Origin of the sequence: Sinorhizobium garamanticum, assembly GCF_029892065.1 — a bacterium.
In the GTDB taxonomy this organism is placed as follows: domain Bacteria; phylum Pseudomonadota; class Alphaproteobacteria; order Rhizobiales; family Rhizobiaceae; genus Sinorhizobium; species Sinorhizobium garamanticum.
Window position 1 is genome coordinate 39,309 of sequence record NZ_CP120374.1, and the last position, 15,442, is coordinate 54,750.

Sequence of the window (15,442 nt, forward strand, 5' to 3'; positions counted from 1 at the left end):
CTAACTGCGGCGATTGGTGCGTGGCCGGTTGACCGCGAGGAAGTGGCGCACGACCGGTGCCTCCGGTCCCTGCTGAAAGCGCAGAACCTCCTGCTGCACATCGGCGTCCGCCTTTGAGACTCGCCGATGCTGTCTGAGGTGCTCGGCCCAGGACTCCACCATGAACCATTCGACGATCCGTTCGGGATCAGCCGCATCTTCCGTTACACCCCAGCTATAGGCGCCATCGCGCCGCCGCTCCTGCGACAGGCGATGGATGGCATTGAGAAATCCATCCCTGTCGGCTCTTGCGACCCGATATTCGATGAGGATCATGACCGGGCCTCGATCATTCTCGACGGGCTCGGCCGTGAGCGGCTCCGGCCAATGGTTGGAAGCGACAAGATCGGCCTCGCCTCTCGGAAGCTTGAGCGGATGGAAGAGAAGGCCGACGGCGAACAGGCCAGCGGCGCCGATCAACAATGTGAGCGGAACACCAGCCGCCTCGGCGACAACACCCCAAATAAGGCTGCCGGCGGTCATCGCACCGTTGAACACCGTCAGGTAGACGGCTAGGGAACGGCCACGCACCCAGTTCGGCAGGATCGATTGCGCGGCGCCGTTGAGTGTCGTCAGGGCGGTGATCCAGGCGGCGCCAAGGGCGAGAAGCACAACAGGTGCCATCCATTGGGGGGGCTTGAACGAGAGCCCCGCCATGACCGCAGCCGTGACGCCTGCGGCGCCAAGAAGAAGCGTGTCCGCATCAAAGCGGGCGCGCAACTTCGGCATCAGAACGGCACCACCGATCGCACCGGCGCCGACCGCGCCGAGCAGAATGCCGTAGTAGCCGGCATCGCCGCCGAGGAGATTGCGGGCGACGAGAGGCAGGAGGGCCCATACCGCGCTCGAGAATGCGAAGAATGCGGCCGCCCGCAGCAAGACGACATGAAGCTCGTGACTGGCTTTGGCGTAGCGCAGGCCGGCCCGGAAGGCCCCGGCGAATTTCTCCGAAAGCGCGTCCGCGCTCTCCGGCGGGCGTTTCCACCAGACGAGCGCACTGATGACGAAGAGATAGCTGATGACATCGACGCCGTAGGTCACGGCGGCGCCGAACCAGGCGAGCAGCACCCCGCCGACCGCCGGTCCGATCGACCGCGCGATATTGATACCCAGCGAATTCAGTGCGACGGCGCTCTTGACGTCTTTCTTCTCGACGAGTTCGGGCACGATCGCCTGCCAGGTCGGGGCCATCAGCGCGGCCCCGACACCTCCCGCGAAGGTCAACGCAATCAGTGAACTTACCGACTGGAGGCCGGTCGCTGAGAGAAGCAGGAGGCAGACGCTGACGCAGGCAAGCATAAGCTGAATGACGATCAGAAATTTGCGGCGGTCGAGAATGTCCGAGAGCACGCCCGCCGGAATAGCCAGGAGGAAGATCGGAAGCGTGGCGGCCGCCTGGATCGTTGCGACGGCGGCGGGGGCCGGGGAAAGGTCGGTCACTAGCCACGCGCTCGCGACATCGCGGATGAAGCTGCCGGTATTGCCGATGACGGTCGCAATCCAGAGCGTCGCAAAGACCTTCTGGCGAAGCGGCGCGAAGCTGCTGGAAGGGGCCGTCGCGTCCGTCATGGCTGATGGGACCTCCGCTCATGGAGGTCTTGCCAAGCAACGATCAGGAACGCGCCGGCGAGACCCAGATGCTCGAAGAAGGCGTTGGTCGCCATGAGACGTTCCTGTCCTGGGGCGAGCTCCCAGAAGCGCAAGGCGACGAAAGTCGCCGCCAACGTGAAGGCGGCAAGTGCAAGTGCTGCGAGCCAGCGGAAGAAACCGCTCAGAACCATGGCCGAGGCGGCGAGTTCGAAGACGATCACGGCAATGGCGAAGAAGGGCGCCGGATAGAGACCAAAATGGTTCATCTCGGCAATCGCCCCGCCGAAGTCGAAGATCTTCGTCAAGGGCCCCTGGATATAGGCGGAGCACAGGGCAAGCAGCGCCACGAGCCGCAAGGCCGGTGCGCCGAACAGCGGCCTTACGCGGGCCGCGAGCCGGTTTTCGATCGTGGAAGCCGATGTCATCGCCGCGTCCTTCCTCAGACAGCCCAGCAGGAGCAGCCAAGCGCGCCCCAGAAGCCCTTGAGATCGGAAACCGGCAGCTTCGACGTCCAGGCGCCGGCATGGTCGTGGCCATGCACGCCGCAATTGCTGGCGCAGCCACAGGTGGCGATTGCGGTGCGGCGCAGCGAGCGCTTGCCAGCGCCCTCCGGTTCGCCCCAGGCGGCGTAGCCTGCGTAGGTTCTGACCGGAGACCAGTCGGGCATGGCCGGCGGCACGTCGCTTTCGTCATAGTCGGCAAAGGCACCCGCCGCGTAAACGACTTTTCCGTCGACGACGGTCAGGTCGGAAGTGAGGAACGAAATCTCGTCCTCGGCGCAGGCGAAAAAATCCTTGTCGGGGACGATCAAGTCTGCGAACTGGCCTTTCTCGATGCGGCCCTTCTTGCCTTCCTCGTTGGAGAACCAGGTGACGTTTTCGGTCCACATCCTCAGCGCCGTTTCGCGGTCGAGGCAATTGCGTTGCGGATAGATGCGCATTCCACCGACGGTGCGGCCAGTGACCATCCAGGAAAGCGAGACCCAGGGATTATAGGACGCGACGCGCGTGGCGTCGGTGCCCGCAGACGTCTTGACGCCCTTTTCGAGCATGCGGGCGACCGGCGGCGTGGCTTCGGCCGCGGCGAGACCATAGCGCTCGACGAAATATTCGCCCTGATAGGCCATGCGGTGCTGGACGGCGATGCCGCCGCCGAGAGCGGCAATACGGTCGATCGAGCGCTCGGAGATCGTTTCGGCGTGATCGAAGAACCAGTTGAGGCCTTCGAGCGGAATATCCTGATTGACCTTTTCGAAGACATCGAGCGCGCGCGAGATCGTCTCGTCATAGGTTGCGTGCAGGCGCCAGGGCCAGCGGTTCTCGGCAAGGATGCGCACGACCGCCTCGAGTTCCCCCTCCATTTCCGGCGGCATGTCCGGCCGCGGCTCTCGGAAGTCCTCGAAGTCGGCGGCGGAGAACACCAGCATCTCGCCGGCACCGTTGTGGCGGAAATAGTCGTCGCCCTGCTTGTATTTGACCGACTTCGTCCAGTTGAGGAAATCTTCCTTTTCCTGCTTCGGCTTCTGGGTGAAGAGATTGTAGGCAAGGCGAACGGTCATCTGGCCGTCGTCGGCGAGCTTCTGGATCACCGCATAGTCGTCGGGATAGTTCTGAAAACCGCCGCCCGCATCGATGACGCCGGTGACGCCCAGCCGATTGAGCTCGCGCATGAAATGTCGCGTGGAATTGACCTGGTAGTCGAAGGGCAGCTTCGGGCCCTTGGCCAACGTCGCGTAGAGAATGCCGGCGTTCGGCCTGGCAATCAGCATGCCGGTCGGATTGCCGTTGGCGTCGCGGGCAATCTCGCTGCCCGGCGGGTTAGGGGTTTCCCTGGTGTAGCCGACGGCACGCAGCGCCGCGGCGTTCAGAAGCGCGCGATCGTAAAGATGCAACAGGAAGACCGGTGTGTCGGGGGCGACCGCATTGATCTCTTCGAGCGTCGGCAGGCGCTTTTCCTCGAACTGGTGCTCGGTGAAGCCGCCGACGACGCGCACCCACTGCGGCGCTGGTGTGATCGCCACTTGCCGCTTCAGCATATCCATCGCATCGGCCAGCGAACGAATGCCGTCCCAGCGCAGTTCCATGTTGAAGTTCAGGCCGCCGCGCACGACGTGGGTGTGGTTGTCGATGAGCCCCGGCAACACGCGCCGGCCCTTGAGGGCGATAACTTTCGTGCCCGGCCCGGCAAGCGCCGTGATCTCGTTATCGCCACCGACGGCAAGAAACTTGCCGTCCTTGACGGCGACGGCCGTTGCGTTCGGGTTCGTCCGGTCGAGCGTGGTCACCAGGCCATGATGGAGGATCAGATCGGCGCTCATTGGCTTGTCTCCAGAAATCGAAACGGGATCGGCGGCGCGCGCCGGTGAAAATAGACCGGGAAGCGTCAGCGCGGACGCCGCTCCCAGAAAGCCGCGACGGGTCGGCATCAGCCAATCTCCCGTGTCGGTGATTGATCGGGCATATCCTTATGGTCGACGCCAGTCGGCAGTTCCCCGAAAACATGCGGCACGCACCGGCTGTTGAGCCAGGAAACATTCACTGGATTGCCCGAAATCAGGCGTTTGACAACCGGCACGGCCTGCTCGCCGATGAGCATGCCCAGAAGCCCGATCAATGCGATCACCGGTGGAGCCGGCGAGCGAACGTTGAGCAGGCTGTAAATGATGCCCACGAGCAGCCCGGTGCCGAGCGATATCAGGTACATTTTCATCGGCCTGGTCCTTTCGGCGAGACGAGCCGTTCCGCCCGATGCGGACGGAACGGTTGAAGCAGCCGGGAGCGTTTAGAGTCCTTCGGACGCACCGAACATGGACTTGGCGTAGATGATGCCGAGGCCGTAGGCGCCGCCGAACCTCTTTGCGATGCCCGTCGTCATGTCGTAGGTCTCGGTGCGGGCCCAGTCGCGCTGCAGTTCCAGCATATATTGCAGCGAGGTCATCGGCCTAACGCCGGCCTGGACCATGCGTTCCATGGCACGCTCGTGCGCCTCTTCCGACACGTCGCCACAGGCATCGGCAATCACATAGACTTCAAACCCCTGGTCGAGCGCCGAGAGCGTCGGGCCGACGATACAGACGGAGGTCCACAGTCCGCAGAAGACCAGCCGCGGCTTGCCGATCCGGTTGACCTCCTCGATCACCGCTGCGTCCTCCCAGGTGTTCATCGAGGTGCGGTCGAGCAGCGCCTGGCCCGGGAAGGCCTCGGTGATCTCGCCGAACATCGGGCCTGAGAAGCTTTTTTCGGCGACAGTCGTGAGGATCGTCGGCACCTTGAAGCCCGCAGCGGCGTGTGCCACCAGCGCGGCGTTGTTGCGTAGTTGCACCGTATCGATCGACTTGGTCGCAAAGGCCATTTGCGACTGAAAATCGATCATGATCAGCGTGTGATCCTTCGGCGATATCAGAAGAGAACCGGGAGTCGGCGTGGCATTCGTCGGCATAGAGACCTCCATAGAGTTACCGGACTGGGCGAGAACCTAATACGTGCGAGAGGATGCTGATTGTAGATAACTGCGCTGGTTGTCGAAAATTGCTCGGGCGGGGGGATGTTTCTTCGTCGACCTTCGCAACCACCCTTCAAACAGCCTAGCATGAACAGCCGATGACGCCTGAGAAGGGCGGGGTGTCTGCCACCGGGTGGCCGCGACTCTGACGGCCGTTCCATGGAGCGCACTGTTCATAAGAAGGGCCCCTCATTTGCGCTGCATTCGTCGCCACACAGCCGGCGAGACACGGCAAATGGACGAGAATACGTGTGTCAGATGGCTTTGATCCGTGAAGCCGCAACTGACCGCGATCTCGGCTATAGGCGTCTCACTCAGGAGCAGGTCTTGGGCTTTTTGGATCCGGTATTCGGTCAACCACCGGTGCGGTGTGCGTCCCGTCGATTTCTTGAATGCCCGAATGAAGTGGCTTGTGGACAGGTCGCATATCGACGCCACCTCGGCCGTTGATATTTTGCGCGACGCGTGTTCCGCAAGGTATGCCGTCGCCGCTGCCAATTGACGTCTGGAAAGGCCATGCCGGGCCGGCGTCAGATCAACGCCACCGTAACGACTTACAAGATGAGCCTGAAAGGCAAGAAGTATGTGGTCCACATATAGCTTGTCGGCGTTCTCCGGATTTGCAAGGGCAGGCAGGAGTGCTTGGCCAAGGTGATACATCACAGGGTCGATCTGCCCGGGCTCGCACTTCAGATCGGGAGGACTGGCCTTTCCGTTGTCGAGCAAAAAGTCGCTCAAGACCTTGCGGTCGATCGTAAAGCGGATGTTGTCAAAGGCCGAGCGATGCTCGCAGCGCCAATCCTCGGCAAGATGCGTGATCGACAATGCTCCTTGCGCGTGGCTTCCGTCATGCACCAGCCGTCCGTTTCGCCACAAACGGTGTTCCTTGAAGGGGCGAAGTTGAACGATGGTGCTGAACGAGTCCGAATTCGGGATTGCGATGCTCTCTTTCTTGACAGCGTGTTCGCTGCGAACGTGAGCAACGGACATGGATTCTGATCGAAGAACGGTCACTTGCGTTCCGATTGACATGAGCTTCCTCACTTCGTTCGTTCAGTGCCAGCAGCGGCCTTGGAAACGGCTTACCCAGTACGGACTTTCTTTCTGTGGGTGGCGATGATCCGGATCTGGAAACCTTGCTCACCTGATCGCGCCTTGGCGAGCACAGATCCCGAGCGCGGGCAGTTCGAACGCTCCTTGTCTCCGACTTGCCAGTTCCTGACGGCTCGGTTTCGATCGTGTATAGCGGCTTGCCGGCTTTCTTAGTAAGTGAGATAATTGTGACGTATTTGTTCGAGAAAGTTGAACTATGGCAAATCCCGGCACACCAACGTTCGAGCAGCTTCGCGTGTTTCTGGCCGTGGTCGATGCCGGGAGTTTTGCAGGAGCGGCCCGCACGCTCAATCGGGCCGTTTCCGTCGTCAGCTACGGCATTTCCAATCTGGAAGCGCAACTCGGGCTCGAGTTGTTCGAGCGTGACCGTACACGCAAACCCAAGCTGACGGCCGCAGGACGCACGGTGCTGGCGGAGGCGCGCGCGCTTGCCCAGGGAATCGATGGCCTACGCGCCAAGGTGAAGGGTTTGATAGACGGGTTGGAGGCGGAGGTGGACGTCGCCGTCGACGTGATGCTGCCGGCGGAGAGGATCGGAAAGGCACTGCGTGCCTTCGCCGAGGCGTTTCCGACGGTATCGCTGTGCCTGCATGTTGAATCCCTGGGCGCGGTTACCGCGGCGGTGCTCGAACGCAGGGCCGTGATCGGCATTTCCGGCCCGCTGGCAACGGCCGTAGAAGGGGTGCGCTGCGTTGCGGCAGGGTCGGTGCCGATGGTGCCGGTGGCAGCGCCCGACCACCCGCTCGGACGCATGGAGAGGATCGAGCCGGGAGAGGCGCGCAATCATGTTCAACTCGTCCTGACGGATCGCTCTCCCTTAACCGAGGGGCAGGACTTCGCCGTACTCAGTCCCCGCACCTGGAGGCTTGCCGACCTCGGCGCGAAGCATGCGCTGCTGCGCCAGGGGCTCGGCTGGGGCAACATGCCCCTGCCTTTGGTCCAGCCCGATCTAGATGACGGCACGCTTATGCGACTGGCCATCCCTGACCACAATGGCGGGATCTATCGTTTCGCCGGCGTTTGGCGGCGCGACACACCGCCGGGGCCGGCCGCTTCGTGGCTTTTGGACCAGTTCGTGGCCTTGGGCGCCGGCGACATGGACGAAGAAGGCTTTGCCGGGATCTAGGTTCGAACTTCGAGTCCCATGGCGGCCGACTATGGGGAGAGTTGCTCTCGTCCCGCAGCGTGCCCAGCCCTGACCATCGCGACTGATAATCCCGTTCTGCTCAAAGCCCAATCCGTCTGAACACTTGTCGATGCGTTGGCTCAGACGGAGCGAAGCAGGCTACGACGGCAGCACGGCCCGGAACGTGACCTCGATCAGTTGTTCGGGAAACGCCAGCCGGGAAACGCCGATCAGGTTGCTTGCGCATTGTGGCATCTCGGTTCCGTACATTTCTTTCCGGACCTTGCCAGCGGCCGCAAAGGCGGCATCCACGTCGAGTACATATAGCGTCTCTTCGACAACTTCGTCGAGCGAAGCACCGAACTTGGCCAGAACCGCTGCGGCATTGATGTAGGTCTGCCGCATCTGAGCTTCCATGCTCGAAAAATCTATCGGCCTGCCAGCCGAATCCAACTTTGCGGGTGCAACGAGATTGCCCTCCTTATCGTGACTAAGTTGGCCGGAAACGTAGATGATGTCTTTGACCTGCACTGCCTGGGAGTAGCCATATGCGTTTTCCCAGGGCACGCCGAAATTTGCGATCTTCTTCGGGGAATTCATGAAAACCTCCATTCTTGCCGGGAGCTTCGGCCGCGACGTGCGGCACAATGGTCAAACCGAGACCGCCCAATCCAGTGGCTTTAGTTAATGCCACTGACATATCTCTTTCAGTTCGGGTCGCGCTTGTCCTGCTTCATTCAATTCACCCAGAGCCGAGGCAAGCTTGTTTGCGAGAATAGAGCTGGCAGTGCTGAGTCCTCCGCATAGAATAAGCCGTCATAAACGCGCGTAACACTGCTGATTCTTGAACGCGAGGCTGATTGCGAGTGCCGATGCTACGATCGTCAGGATCGGCCCTGGAATCGTTAGAAAGCTCCATCCGGATACTTCGAGGAGCAACGTCGCGGAGAACGACTAGAAAAAGATCCAGCCGGTTTCTCTTCTTGTCCACGCGAGGAAGTCAGTGATTTGTATCGTCTGCCAATATGCATGCCTTAGCCTTTTGAGGAGCGTCTAAGAGGCTCTTTGGCGCTAGAACTACAAAGCCCGAAGGCCCGGCGGTAGGTATACAAAGGTTTGGGCCTTCACATTTGCCGGCGACGTGAGAGGTACGGTGCACGAGGGATGGCCGGGGACTTATTCCACCGAGCTGCTTTTGAGGCGCGAGACGCTCGGAGCCCTTCCGGGGGCAAACTTTGGCATATCTAGTCGAGCCAATCGACTCATCTTCAAATGAACCGGCGTTCGAGATCTCGACGTTGCTGCTTGACGGCCAGGGACGTTGCTGCCGCCGCAGCCTTCATGCCGGGCGTCGATAGCGTTTGTCACGGAAGCGCCGCGGCAAGATCAAGCAACGCATAGGCACACAGGAAAGAGCGTTTCGATGACCTCAGCAACTCCCCTCTTGACACCCGAGGAATGCATGCTTGTCCTGATCGATCACCAGGCAGGCTTGGCTTTTGCCGTGGAATCCATCGACCGGCAGATGCTCTTGAACAACACAATAGCCCTGGCGAAGACAGCCCAGGTCTTCGGTCTGCCGACCATTGTCTCGACGTCTGCAACGAAGGTTTACAGCGGACCGCTTATGCCTGCTGTCCAAGCTGTCATCCCGGACGTGCCAGTGATTGACCGGCGAAGCATGAACGCTTGGGAGGACGAAGCGGTTCGCGTTGCGGTTCAAGCTACTGGACGTCGCCGCATCATTGTGTCCGGAATTCTTACTGAAGCCTGCGTATCGTTTTTCGTACTTTCCGCCCTTGTCGAAGGCTACGAGGTGTTCGTCGTCGGGGACGCGTGCGGTGGTTTGACCCCTGTAAGCCACGATCTCGCGCTCCGCCGCATGGAGGCGTCCGGCGCTCAGATGACATCGTGGATACAGATCTTGCTGGAAATGCAGCGCGACTGGACTCGCAAGGAAACCTACGACGGCGCCCGGTCGATCGTTGAAGAACATGGTGGTGGGTACGGCATCGGTTTGAACTACGCTCGCGATATGATCAAACCATGCGTCAGTGCCTGCCAGGCAACGTGATATCGAAGCGCGAGAAACCGCCGTCCCAGTCCATCGCGAGTACAATCTGCCCCAAACTTAGGTGTAGCTCGACCGCCAACACGCTCCAACTTAAATTCCGCGACGTGGCTCGTAACTGACACGCAAGATAGGAGCGCATCATGTCACAGGCAGAAACAAAATCCCGCACGATTGGTCAGCAGAAGACAAACATGAGCTTGGACAACACCTCACACCGCGATAGGCCGGGGCTTGATGAGCTGGTTCCGTCGCGCTACGCGGTGCGGGTCGGCGAGATCGACGTGCTGGTGATCAGCGATGGAGTGCTAACGCCGCCAGCCGAGTCAATGGCCACCAACGCCGACCCGGCAATCCGGGGGGCCTGGCTGGACGAAAGGTTCCTGTCGAAGGACGCCTTCGATTGGGCGCTGAACGCGGTCGTAGTGCGCAGCGGCGGCCAGACGATACTTATCGACAGTGGTTTAGGGGAGGAGTACCCGGACTTCCCGCGGGCCGGGCAGTTTGTTCATCGACTGGAGGCCGCCGGCGTCGATCTCGCGTCCGTGACCGACGTGGTGCTGACGCACATGCACTTTGACCACGTGGGCGGGCTCCTCGTCGAAGGCGTGAAGGAGCGGCTGCGTCCGGACCTTCGCGTCCACGTGTCCGCCGCAGAGACCAAGTTCTGGGAGTCGCCCGATTTCTCCCGCACGGCCATGCCGCCGGCGCTTGCGGAGTTGGCCCGGCGAGCGTCCATCCAGTTCCTGGACGTTTATCGCAGCCATCTGCGGACCTTTGATGAGCAGTCCGAGGTGGCACCGGGCGTGGTCGTCACTCGCACCGGCGGCCACACCCCTGGGCACAGCGTGGTCCGCCTGGCGTCTGGCGGCGACCGGCTGATGTTCGCCGGCGACGCCATATTTCCGGTTTCGTTCGACCACCCCGAGTGGCACAACGGTTTCGAACACGACCCGGAGGAGGCGACCCGCGTTCGGCTCCGTCTTATGCGGGAGCTTGCGGAGACCGGCTCGTGGCTGGTTTCCACGCATATGCCGTTCCCGTCCGTCGGCCGTGTGGCGGCCGCCGGCGACCTCTATCGCTGGGTCCCGGCCTGGTGGGACTACTGACCGCTTACTGCGGTTAGAACCGAACTAGGTTCGGAGCGTCAGAGCAGTTCGCGCAGCTCAAGGCTTTATCATGTTCCCGCGCAAAGCTGAGACTGATGCCGAAGCCACCGTCGTATCTCTGCGCCGGCGTCGACCCGCTTGCTACTTTTGGAAGCGGGCAGGGGAGAAGGATCGGGGATCGAGCGCCTCGCTCCGAAACGCCTTGGGCATGGGCGTGTCGATCAGGAGGCTTGCGGCAAGCTGCCCCAGCGACGGTGACGTGAGGATGCCGTAGCCGCCCTGGCCGGCAAGCCAGAAGAAATCCGATCGCCCTGGCGCAAAGCCGACGACGGGCAGCTTGTCGGCCGAGAAGCTGCGCAGGCCCGCCCAGCTCTTGGCGATCCTCCGCACGGAGATGGTGGTGGCCTCTTCCACGTAATGTGCAGCCCAGGCGACATCGATCTCCTCCGGCTGGACATCGGACGGCTCGCAAGGCGTGGCGTCCGCCGGAGAGGCGAGCAGTCGCCCGCCTTCCGGCTTCATGTAAAAATCCTCGTCTATCTCGTTGATTTCCGGCAAGGTTGTCGCGTCCACCCCATCCGGGAGATCGACGGTAATGGCGGTGCGGCGATGCGGAACTATGCCGATCGGTTCGACCCCGAAGAGCGTGGCGACCGGATCGGCCCAGGCACCGGCGGCGTTAACGACGACCTTCGCGCTGATCTCGCCGGCGGGCGTCGTCAGGATCCAGGCGGCTCCATCGCGTTCGGCCGACAAGACCTCATGGCGTTCCAGGATCTCGCTTCCGTTCCGCCGGGCGCCCCTGGTGTAGCCTTGAAGCAGGTTTTCCACCTCGATGTCCCAGAAATTCGGGTCGTGGTAAGCGGCGGCAACGTAGTCGGGTTTGAGGATCGGAATGCGAGACACGGCCTGTTCCGGTGTCAGACGCTCGATCTCCGGCGTGAACGCGCGTTCGTCGGCCAGAGCCGTTTCGAACCGTTCGATTTTATCGTCGCTGGCAATCATCACGCCGCCGCGCTGCTTCAAGAGCTGCACATCGCTGAAGCCCTGCGGCGGTTTATCGAAGAAAACCTTGGCGATCCTCGCCAGCGCGCACACTTCCGGCGCGTTGTACCTCAGGACGAACTCGGCGGCGGATCGGCCGGTGCTGTGGTAACCAAGCGCGTCCTCCCGTTCGATGACGGCAACCGAGCGGTGCTGACTGAGGAAATAGGCGAGCGACAAGCCCGCAATTCCACCGCCAATGATGACCACATCGTATTTCCGCATATTCCGGGCTCCTTAGGTCGCTCGCGCGGACCATAAGGAGACCATCAGCGTCGTTCAAATTTATAGTTGGAAATGCCGTTATCAATCCAGATTATGGCTGAGACAATGATCCAGCGGTTCCGTGTCCGCCACATGCGCGAGAAAGGCGGCTTCGGCCGGATTGAGGATCGAGTTCGGGTTCGAGATTCGAAAGACATCCGTTGTCGGAAGGTCGCTGTAGGGCGGCAACTGCCACAACTGCCCGGCCTTGACTGCCGGGCCCGCGAGATGATCGGGCAGCATGCCGATACCGACATTGGCGGAAATCAGCCGCATGACCTCCTCGACATTGCAGGAAACGCCCCGGACCTGCTGGCCGAAGGAGCCGATCGCGCGAACGGCGGTCACCGAATTCATGTGCTGCCCGCCAAGGACGTCGGCAATGAAGGCGATATAGGGGTTGCCACGCAGGTCGTTGAAATCGACGCCTTCGACACCGAACAGCGGATGGCCGCGCCCGCAATAAAGTGCGTATCGCTCGCGAATATGGAAGCTCTTGTTCAATCCGTCGGGAATGATGCCGTCGCAAAGGCCCATCGTGGCGATGTTGCGCTCGACGGCGCTGAGCACATCAACCGTTGTCGCGACAGTCACCGACAGCGTCACTTTCGGATGCATTCGGAAGAAAGCGTCGAGCTTGCGGTCCCAGGCCGGATTGTGGGCATGGCTGACCGAATGGATGTTGAGATGGCCGGTCACCTCCTCGCCCGCGGTCTCCAGCACATTGGGCAGACGAACCACCGCCGCGAAAATGTCCCGGCACTGGCCGTGCAGTTTCTCACCCGCTTCGGTGAGATTGAACCGACCCGGCCGCCGGTCGATCAGTTTCTGGCCGACGGTCTGCTCCAGCCGCTTCAACGCCATGCTGACGGCCGGCTGCTGCAGAAGCAGCCGGTTGGCCGCTGCCGTAATGCTGCCCTCCTCGACGACGACGACGAAGGTGCGCAGCAGATTCCAGTCGAGATTGTGGGCAAAACGTTCGAGGCGATTGTTGGTCATGGCGGCGGGCGTGTCGATCTCTGTATCGCGCTTGCGAATAATCAGAAGAACCGCCTCGGGCGCAAGGTCCATTCTCCGGACGCATGAGGCAGTGCCTCAATTTCGTTTGAAACCGTTGAGCCCGCTTGCCATAACGACAGGCGGAAAAATATGACGGGAGAGAGACATGGCCGAAAAGATCCAGTTCCAATGGGACGATCCGTTTCTGCTCGAGGAACAACTGAGCGAAGACGAGCGGATGATCCGCGATACGGCGCGCGCCTACGCCCAGGAGAAGCTGCAGCCGCGCGTGATCGAAGCTTATCGCGAGGAAAAGACCGACCCGACGATCTTCCGCGAGATGGGCGATCTCGGCTTGCTCGGCGTCACCGTGCCGGAAAGCTATGGCGGCGCCGGCGCGTCCTATGTCGCCTATGGCCTCGTCGCCCGCGAAATCGAGCGTGTCGATTCCGGCTATCGTTCGATGATGAGCGTGCAGTCGTCGCTCGTCATCTATCCGATCTTTGCTTACGGTTCCGAGGATCAAAAGCGGCGGTACCTTCCGAAGCTCATCAGCGGTGAATGGATCGGCTGCTTCGGGCTCACCGAGCCGGACGCAGGCTCCGATCCCTCAGGTATGAAGACGCGGGCGATCAAGACCGACGGTGGTTACCGGCTGATCGGCTCGAAGATGTGGATCTCCAACGCGCCGCTTGCCGATGTCTTCGTCGTCTGGGCGAAGTCGGAGGCCCATGGAAACGCGATCCGCGGCTTCGTGTTGGAAAAGGGCATGAAGGGACTTTCGGCGCCGAAGATCGCGGGCAAGCTTTCGCTGCGCGCATCGATCACCGGCGAGATCGTTCTCGACAATGTCGAGGTTGGCGAGGATGCGCTGCTGCCGAATGTCGAAGGGCTCAAGGGTCCCTTCGGCTGCCTCAATCGCGCCCGCTACGGCATCTCCTGGGGCGCGCTCGGTGCGGCCGAATTCTGCTGGCACGCCGCGCGTCAATACGGGCTCGATCGCAAGCAGTTCAACCGTCCGCTCGCCCAGACCCAGCTCTTCCAGAAGAAGCTTGCGGACATGCAGACCGAGATCACGCTCGGCCTGCAGGGATCGCTCCGTGTCGGCCGGCTGATGGACGAGGGCCGGATGGCTCCGGAAATGATCTCGATCGTCAAGCGCAACAATTGCGGTAAAGCGCTTGATATTGCCCGGATGGCCCGCGACATGCATGGCGGCAATGGCATCTCCGAGGAATACCAGGTGATGCGCCACATGCTCAATCTGGAAACCGTCAACACTTACGAGGGTACGCATGACGTTCATGCCCTGATCCTCGGCCGCGCCCAGACCGGGCTGCAGGCGTTCTTCTGAGCGTTACAGTCATGGAAACGCCGCTCAAAGGTATTCGCGTTCTCGAACTCGCCCGCATCCTCGCCGGCCCCTGGATCGGCCAGACACTTGCCGATCTTGGTGCCGACGTCATCAAGGTCGAAAGTCCGGCAGGTGACGATACCCGAACCTGGGGACCACCTTTCGTGGAAGGCGAGAGTGGCGAGAAGCTCGACGCCGCCTATTTCCACGCCTGCAATCGGGGCAAGCGTTCGGTCGTGCTCGACTTCACGACAGAGGAGGGGCAGGAGGCGGTACGGCGGCTGGCGGCACAATCCGATGTGCTCCTCGAAAACTTCAAGGTCGGCGGTCTCGCCAAATACGGGCTCGACTATGAGAGCCTGAGGAAGATCAACCCGCGGCTCATCTATTGTTCCGTAACCGGCTTCGGCCAGGACGGCCCGTATGCCCACCGCGCCGGCTACGACTACATCGTCCAGGGCATGAGCGGGATCATGGATCTGACCGGTGAACCGGATCGCGAGCCGCAGAAGATCGGCGTCGCCTTCGCAGACATCTTTACCGGGCTTTACGGCGTAATTGCCGTGCAGGCGGCGCTTGCGCAGCGCGAGCGCACCGGCGAGGGGCAGCAGATCGACATGGCGCTGCTCGATTGCATGACCGGCGTGCTCGCCAACCAGGCGCTGAATTTTCTCGTCTCGGGCAAGGCGCCGCGGCGTCTCGGCAATGCGCATCCGAACATCGCGCCTTACCAGGTCTTTCCGACCGTTGACGGTCATTTGATCGTCGCCGTCGGAAACGACCGGCAGTTCGTCAAATTCTGCGACGTGCTCGGTCGCGCGGATCTCGCGTCAGACGCGCGATACCTGACCAATGCCGGCCGTGTGCAGCATCGCGATACCCTCACGCCGGAACTCGCCGCGGAAACGGCGAAGTTCGCGCGGGATGCGCTCCTGGCGAAACTCGAAGCCGCGGGTGTCCCGGGCGGCCCGATCAACACGGTGGCGGATGTTTTCGCCGATCCGCAGATCCTTCATAGGCAGATGCGGGTGGACACGCCGCACACCGGGGCCGCGGCCGGTACGTCGCCGGGCGTCAGGACTCCGCTTCGGTTCTCAGGCGCGTCGCTCGCGCTTGAGCGCGGCGTGCCCCGGCTTGGGGAGCACACGACGGAAGTGCTGGCCGAGATAGGAATGGCCCCGAAAGCAAAAGGGTGAGATCGGCTAGGCTTCACGTTGCGAGTTTGCCGCTTT

Annotated in this window: 14 protein-coding genes; 5 read left to right on the plus strand and 9 right to left on the minus strand. The window is 61.7% G+C overall.

The genetic code is table 11. From position 1 onward, the window contains the following. The 6 genes from PZN02_RS20175 to PZN02_RS20200 all read right to left on the minus strand — a co-directional run bounded on the left by PZN02_RS20175 (position 1) and on the right by PZN02_RS20200 (position 6,162). Positions 1-1,608: an MFS transporter gene (locus PZN02_RS20175; RefSeq protein WP_280662455.1), complete on the minus strand. Its 1,608-nt coding sequence runs from the start codon at positions 1,606-1,608 to the stop codon at positions 1-3. Further along, positions 1,605-2,054, minus strand: coding sequence for a DoxX family protein (locus tag PZN02_RS20180; RefSeq protein ID WP_280662456.1), 450 nt, complete (start codon positions 2,052-2,054; stop codon positions 1,605-1,607). Before PZN02_RS20180 ends, PZN02_RS20175 begins: the two co-directional genes overlap by 4 nt. Before the next feature lie 14 nt (positions 2,055-2,068). Continuing rightward, positions 2,069-4,054, minus strand: a complete 1,986-nt coding sequence (locus PZN02_RS20185) for an amidohydrolase (protein ID WP_280662457.1) — start codon at positions 4,052-4,054, stop codon at positions 2,069-2,071. Beyond that, the gene (locus PZN02_RS20190) at positions 4,054-4,338 is read right to left on the minus strand and encodes a XapX domain-containing protein (protein ID WP_280662458.1); all 285 of its coding nucleotides are present in this window, start codon (positions 4,336-4,338) and stop codon (positions 4,054-4,056) included. Before PZN02_RS20190 ends, PZN02_RS20185 begins: the two co-directional genes overlap by 1 nt. A gap of 72 nt (positions 4,339-4,410) precedes the next feature. Further along, positions 4,411-5,067, minus strand: a complete 657-nt coding sequence (locus PZN02_RS20195; protein ID WP_280662459.1) for a hydrolase — start codon at positions 5,065-5,067, stop codon at positions 4,411-4,413. Between the two features lie 252 nt (positions 5,068-5,319). After that, the gene (locus tag PZN02_RS20200) at positions 5,320-6,162 is read right to left on the minus strand and encodes an AraC family transcriptional regulator (protein WP_280662460.1); all 843 of its coding nucleotides are present in this window, start codon (positions 6,160-6,162) and stop codon (positions 5,320-5,322) included. Between the two features lie 277 nt (positions 6,163-6,439). On the opposite strand from PZN02_RS20200, the gene PZN02_RS20205 reads away from it, so the two are divergent. After that, positions 6,440-7,369: a LysR family transcriptional regulator gene (locus PZN02_RS20205; protein ID WP_280662461.1), complete on the plus strand. Its 930-nt coding sequence runs from the start codon at positions 6,440-6,442 to the stop codon at positions 7,367-7,369. A gap of 159 nt (positions 7,370-7,528) precedes the next feature. On the opposite strand, the gene PZN02_RS20210 is transcribed toward PZN02_RS20205, so the two are convergent. Beyond that, entirely contained in the window at positions 7,529-7,969 is a 441-nt protein-coding gene (locus PZN02_RS20210; protein WP_280662462.1) for a RidA family protein, read from the minus strand. An 862-nt stretch (positions 7,970-8,831) separates the two neighbouring features. On the opposite strand from PZN02_RS20210, the gene PZN02_RS20215 reads away from it, so the two are divergent. After that, positions 8,832-9,443 carry a hydrolase gene (locus PZN02_RS20215; protein WP_280662463.1) on the plus strand — a complete coding sequence of 204 codons (612 nt, stop codon included), beginning with the start codon at positions 8,832-8,834 and terminating at the stop codon, positions 9,441-9,443. A 140-nt stretch (positions 9,444-9,583) separates the two neighbouring features. Beyond that, a complete protein-coding gene (locus PZN02_RS20220) occupies positions 9,584-10,549 on the plus strand; it encodes an MBL fold metallo-hydrolase (protein ID WP_280662464.1) in 966 nt (321 codons plus the stop codon). 141 nt (positions 10,550-10,690) lie between these two features. Here PZN02_RS20220 and PZN02_RS20225 read toward each other — a convergent pair whose 3' ends face one another. After that, positions 10,691-11,818 (minus strand): NAD(P)/FAD-dependent oxidoreductase, encoded by a 1,128-nt coding sequence (locus PZN02_RS20225; protein WP_280662465.1) that lies wholly within the window; start codon positions 11,816-11,818, stop codon positions 10,691-10,693. A gap of 81 nt (positions 11,819-11,899) precedes the next feature. Then, on the minus strand, positions 11,900-12,856 hold the full coding sequence (locus PZN02_RS20230; protein WP_342394737.1) for a LysR family transcriptional regulator: 957 nt from the start codon (positions 12,854-12,856) through the stop codon (positions 11,900-11,902). 166 nt (positions 12,857-13,022) lie between these two features. Between PZN02_RS20230 and PZN02_RS20235 the strand changes: the two genes are divergently transcribed. Both PZN02_RS20235 and PZN02_RS20240 read left to right on the plus strand, forming a co-directional pair. Continuing rightward, a complete protein-coding gene (locus PZN02_RS20235) occupies positions 13,023-14,210 on the plus strand; it encodes an acyl-CoA dehydrogenase (protein WP_280662467.1) in 1,188 nt (395 codons plus the stop codon). 11 nt (positions 14,211-14,221) lie between these two features. Continuing rightward, the gene (locus PZN02_RS20240) at positions 14,222-15,406 is read left to right on the plus strand and encodes a CaiB/BaiF CoA transferase family protein (protein WP_280662468.1); all 1,185 of its coding nucleotides are present in this window, start codon (positions 14,222-14,224) and stop codon (positions 15,404-15,406) included. Positions 15,407-15,442: the final 36 nt, after the last annotated feature.

Excerpts from the sequence above, each read along its gene's own strand:
- PZN02_RS20225 (WP_280662465.1), bottom strand. The coding sequence starts at position 11,818 with ATGCGGAAATACGATGTGGTCATCATTGGCGGTGGAATTGCGGGCTTG.
- PZN02_RS20205 (WP_280662461.1), top strand. The coding sequence starts at position 6,440 with ATGGCAAATCCCGGCACACCAACGTTCGAGCAGCTTCGCGTGTTTCTG.
- PZN02_RS20180 (WP_280662456.1), bottom strand. The coding sequence starts at position 2,054 with ATGACATCGGCTTCCACGATCGAAAACCGGCTCGCGGCCCGCGTAAGG.
- PZN02_RS20240 (WP_280662468.1), top strand. The coding sequence starts at position 14,222 with ATGGAAACGCCGCTCAAAGGTATTCGCGTTCTCGAACTCGCCCGCATC.
- PZN02_RS20175 (WP_280662455.1), bottom strand. The coding sequence starts at position 1,608 with ATGACGGACGCGACGGCCCCTTCCAGCAGCTTCGCGCCGCTTCGCCAG.
- PZN02_RS20235 (WP_280662467.1), top strand. The coding sequence starts at position 13,023 with ATGGCCGAAAAGATCCAGTTCCAATGGGACGATCCGTTTCTGCTCGAG.
- PZN02_RS20230 (WP_342394737.1), bottom strand. The coding sequence starts at position 12,856 with ATGACCAACAATCGCCTCGAACGTTTTGCCCACAATCTCGACTGGAAT.
- PZN02_RS20220 (WP_280662464.1), top strand. The coding sequence starts at position 9,584 with ATGTCACAGGCAGAAACAAAATCCCGCACGATTGGTCAGCAGAAGACA.
- PZN02_RS20185 (WP_280662457.1), bottom strand. The coding sequence starts at position 4,054 with ATGCCGACCCGTCGCGGCTTTCTGGGAGCGGCGTCCGCGCTGACGCTT.
- PZN02_RS20200 (WP_280662460.1), bottom strand. The coding sequence starts at position 6,162 with ATGTCAATCGGAACGCAAGTGACCGTTCTTCGATCAGAATCCATGTCC.
- PZN02_RS20190 (WP_280662458.1), bottom strand. The coding sequence starts at position 4,338 with ATGAAAATGTACCTGATATCGCTCGGCACCGGGCTGCTCGTGGGCATC.
- PZN02_RS20215 (WP_280662463.1), top strand. The coding sequence starts at position 8,832 with ATGCTTGTCCTGATCGATCACCAGGCAGGCTTGGCTTTTGCCGTGGAA.
- PZN02_RS20210 (WP_280662462.1), bottom strand. The coding sequence starts at position 7,969 with ATGAATTCCCCGAAGAAGATCGCAAATTTCGGCGTGCCCTGGGAAAAC.
- PZN02_RS20195 (WP_280662459.1), bottom strand. The coding sequence starts at position 5,067 with ATGCCGACGAATGCCACGCCGACTCCCGGTTCTCTTCTGATATCGCCG.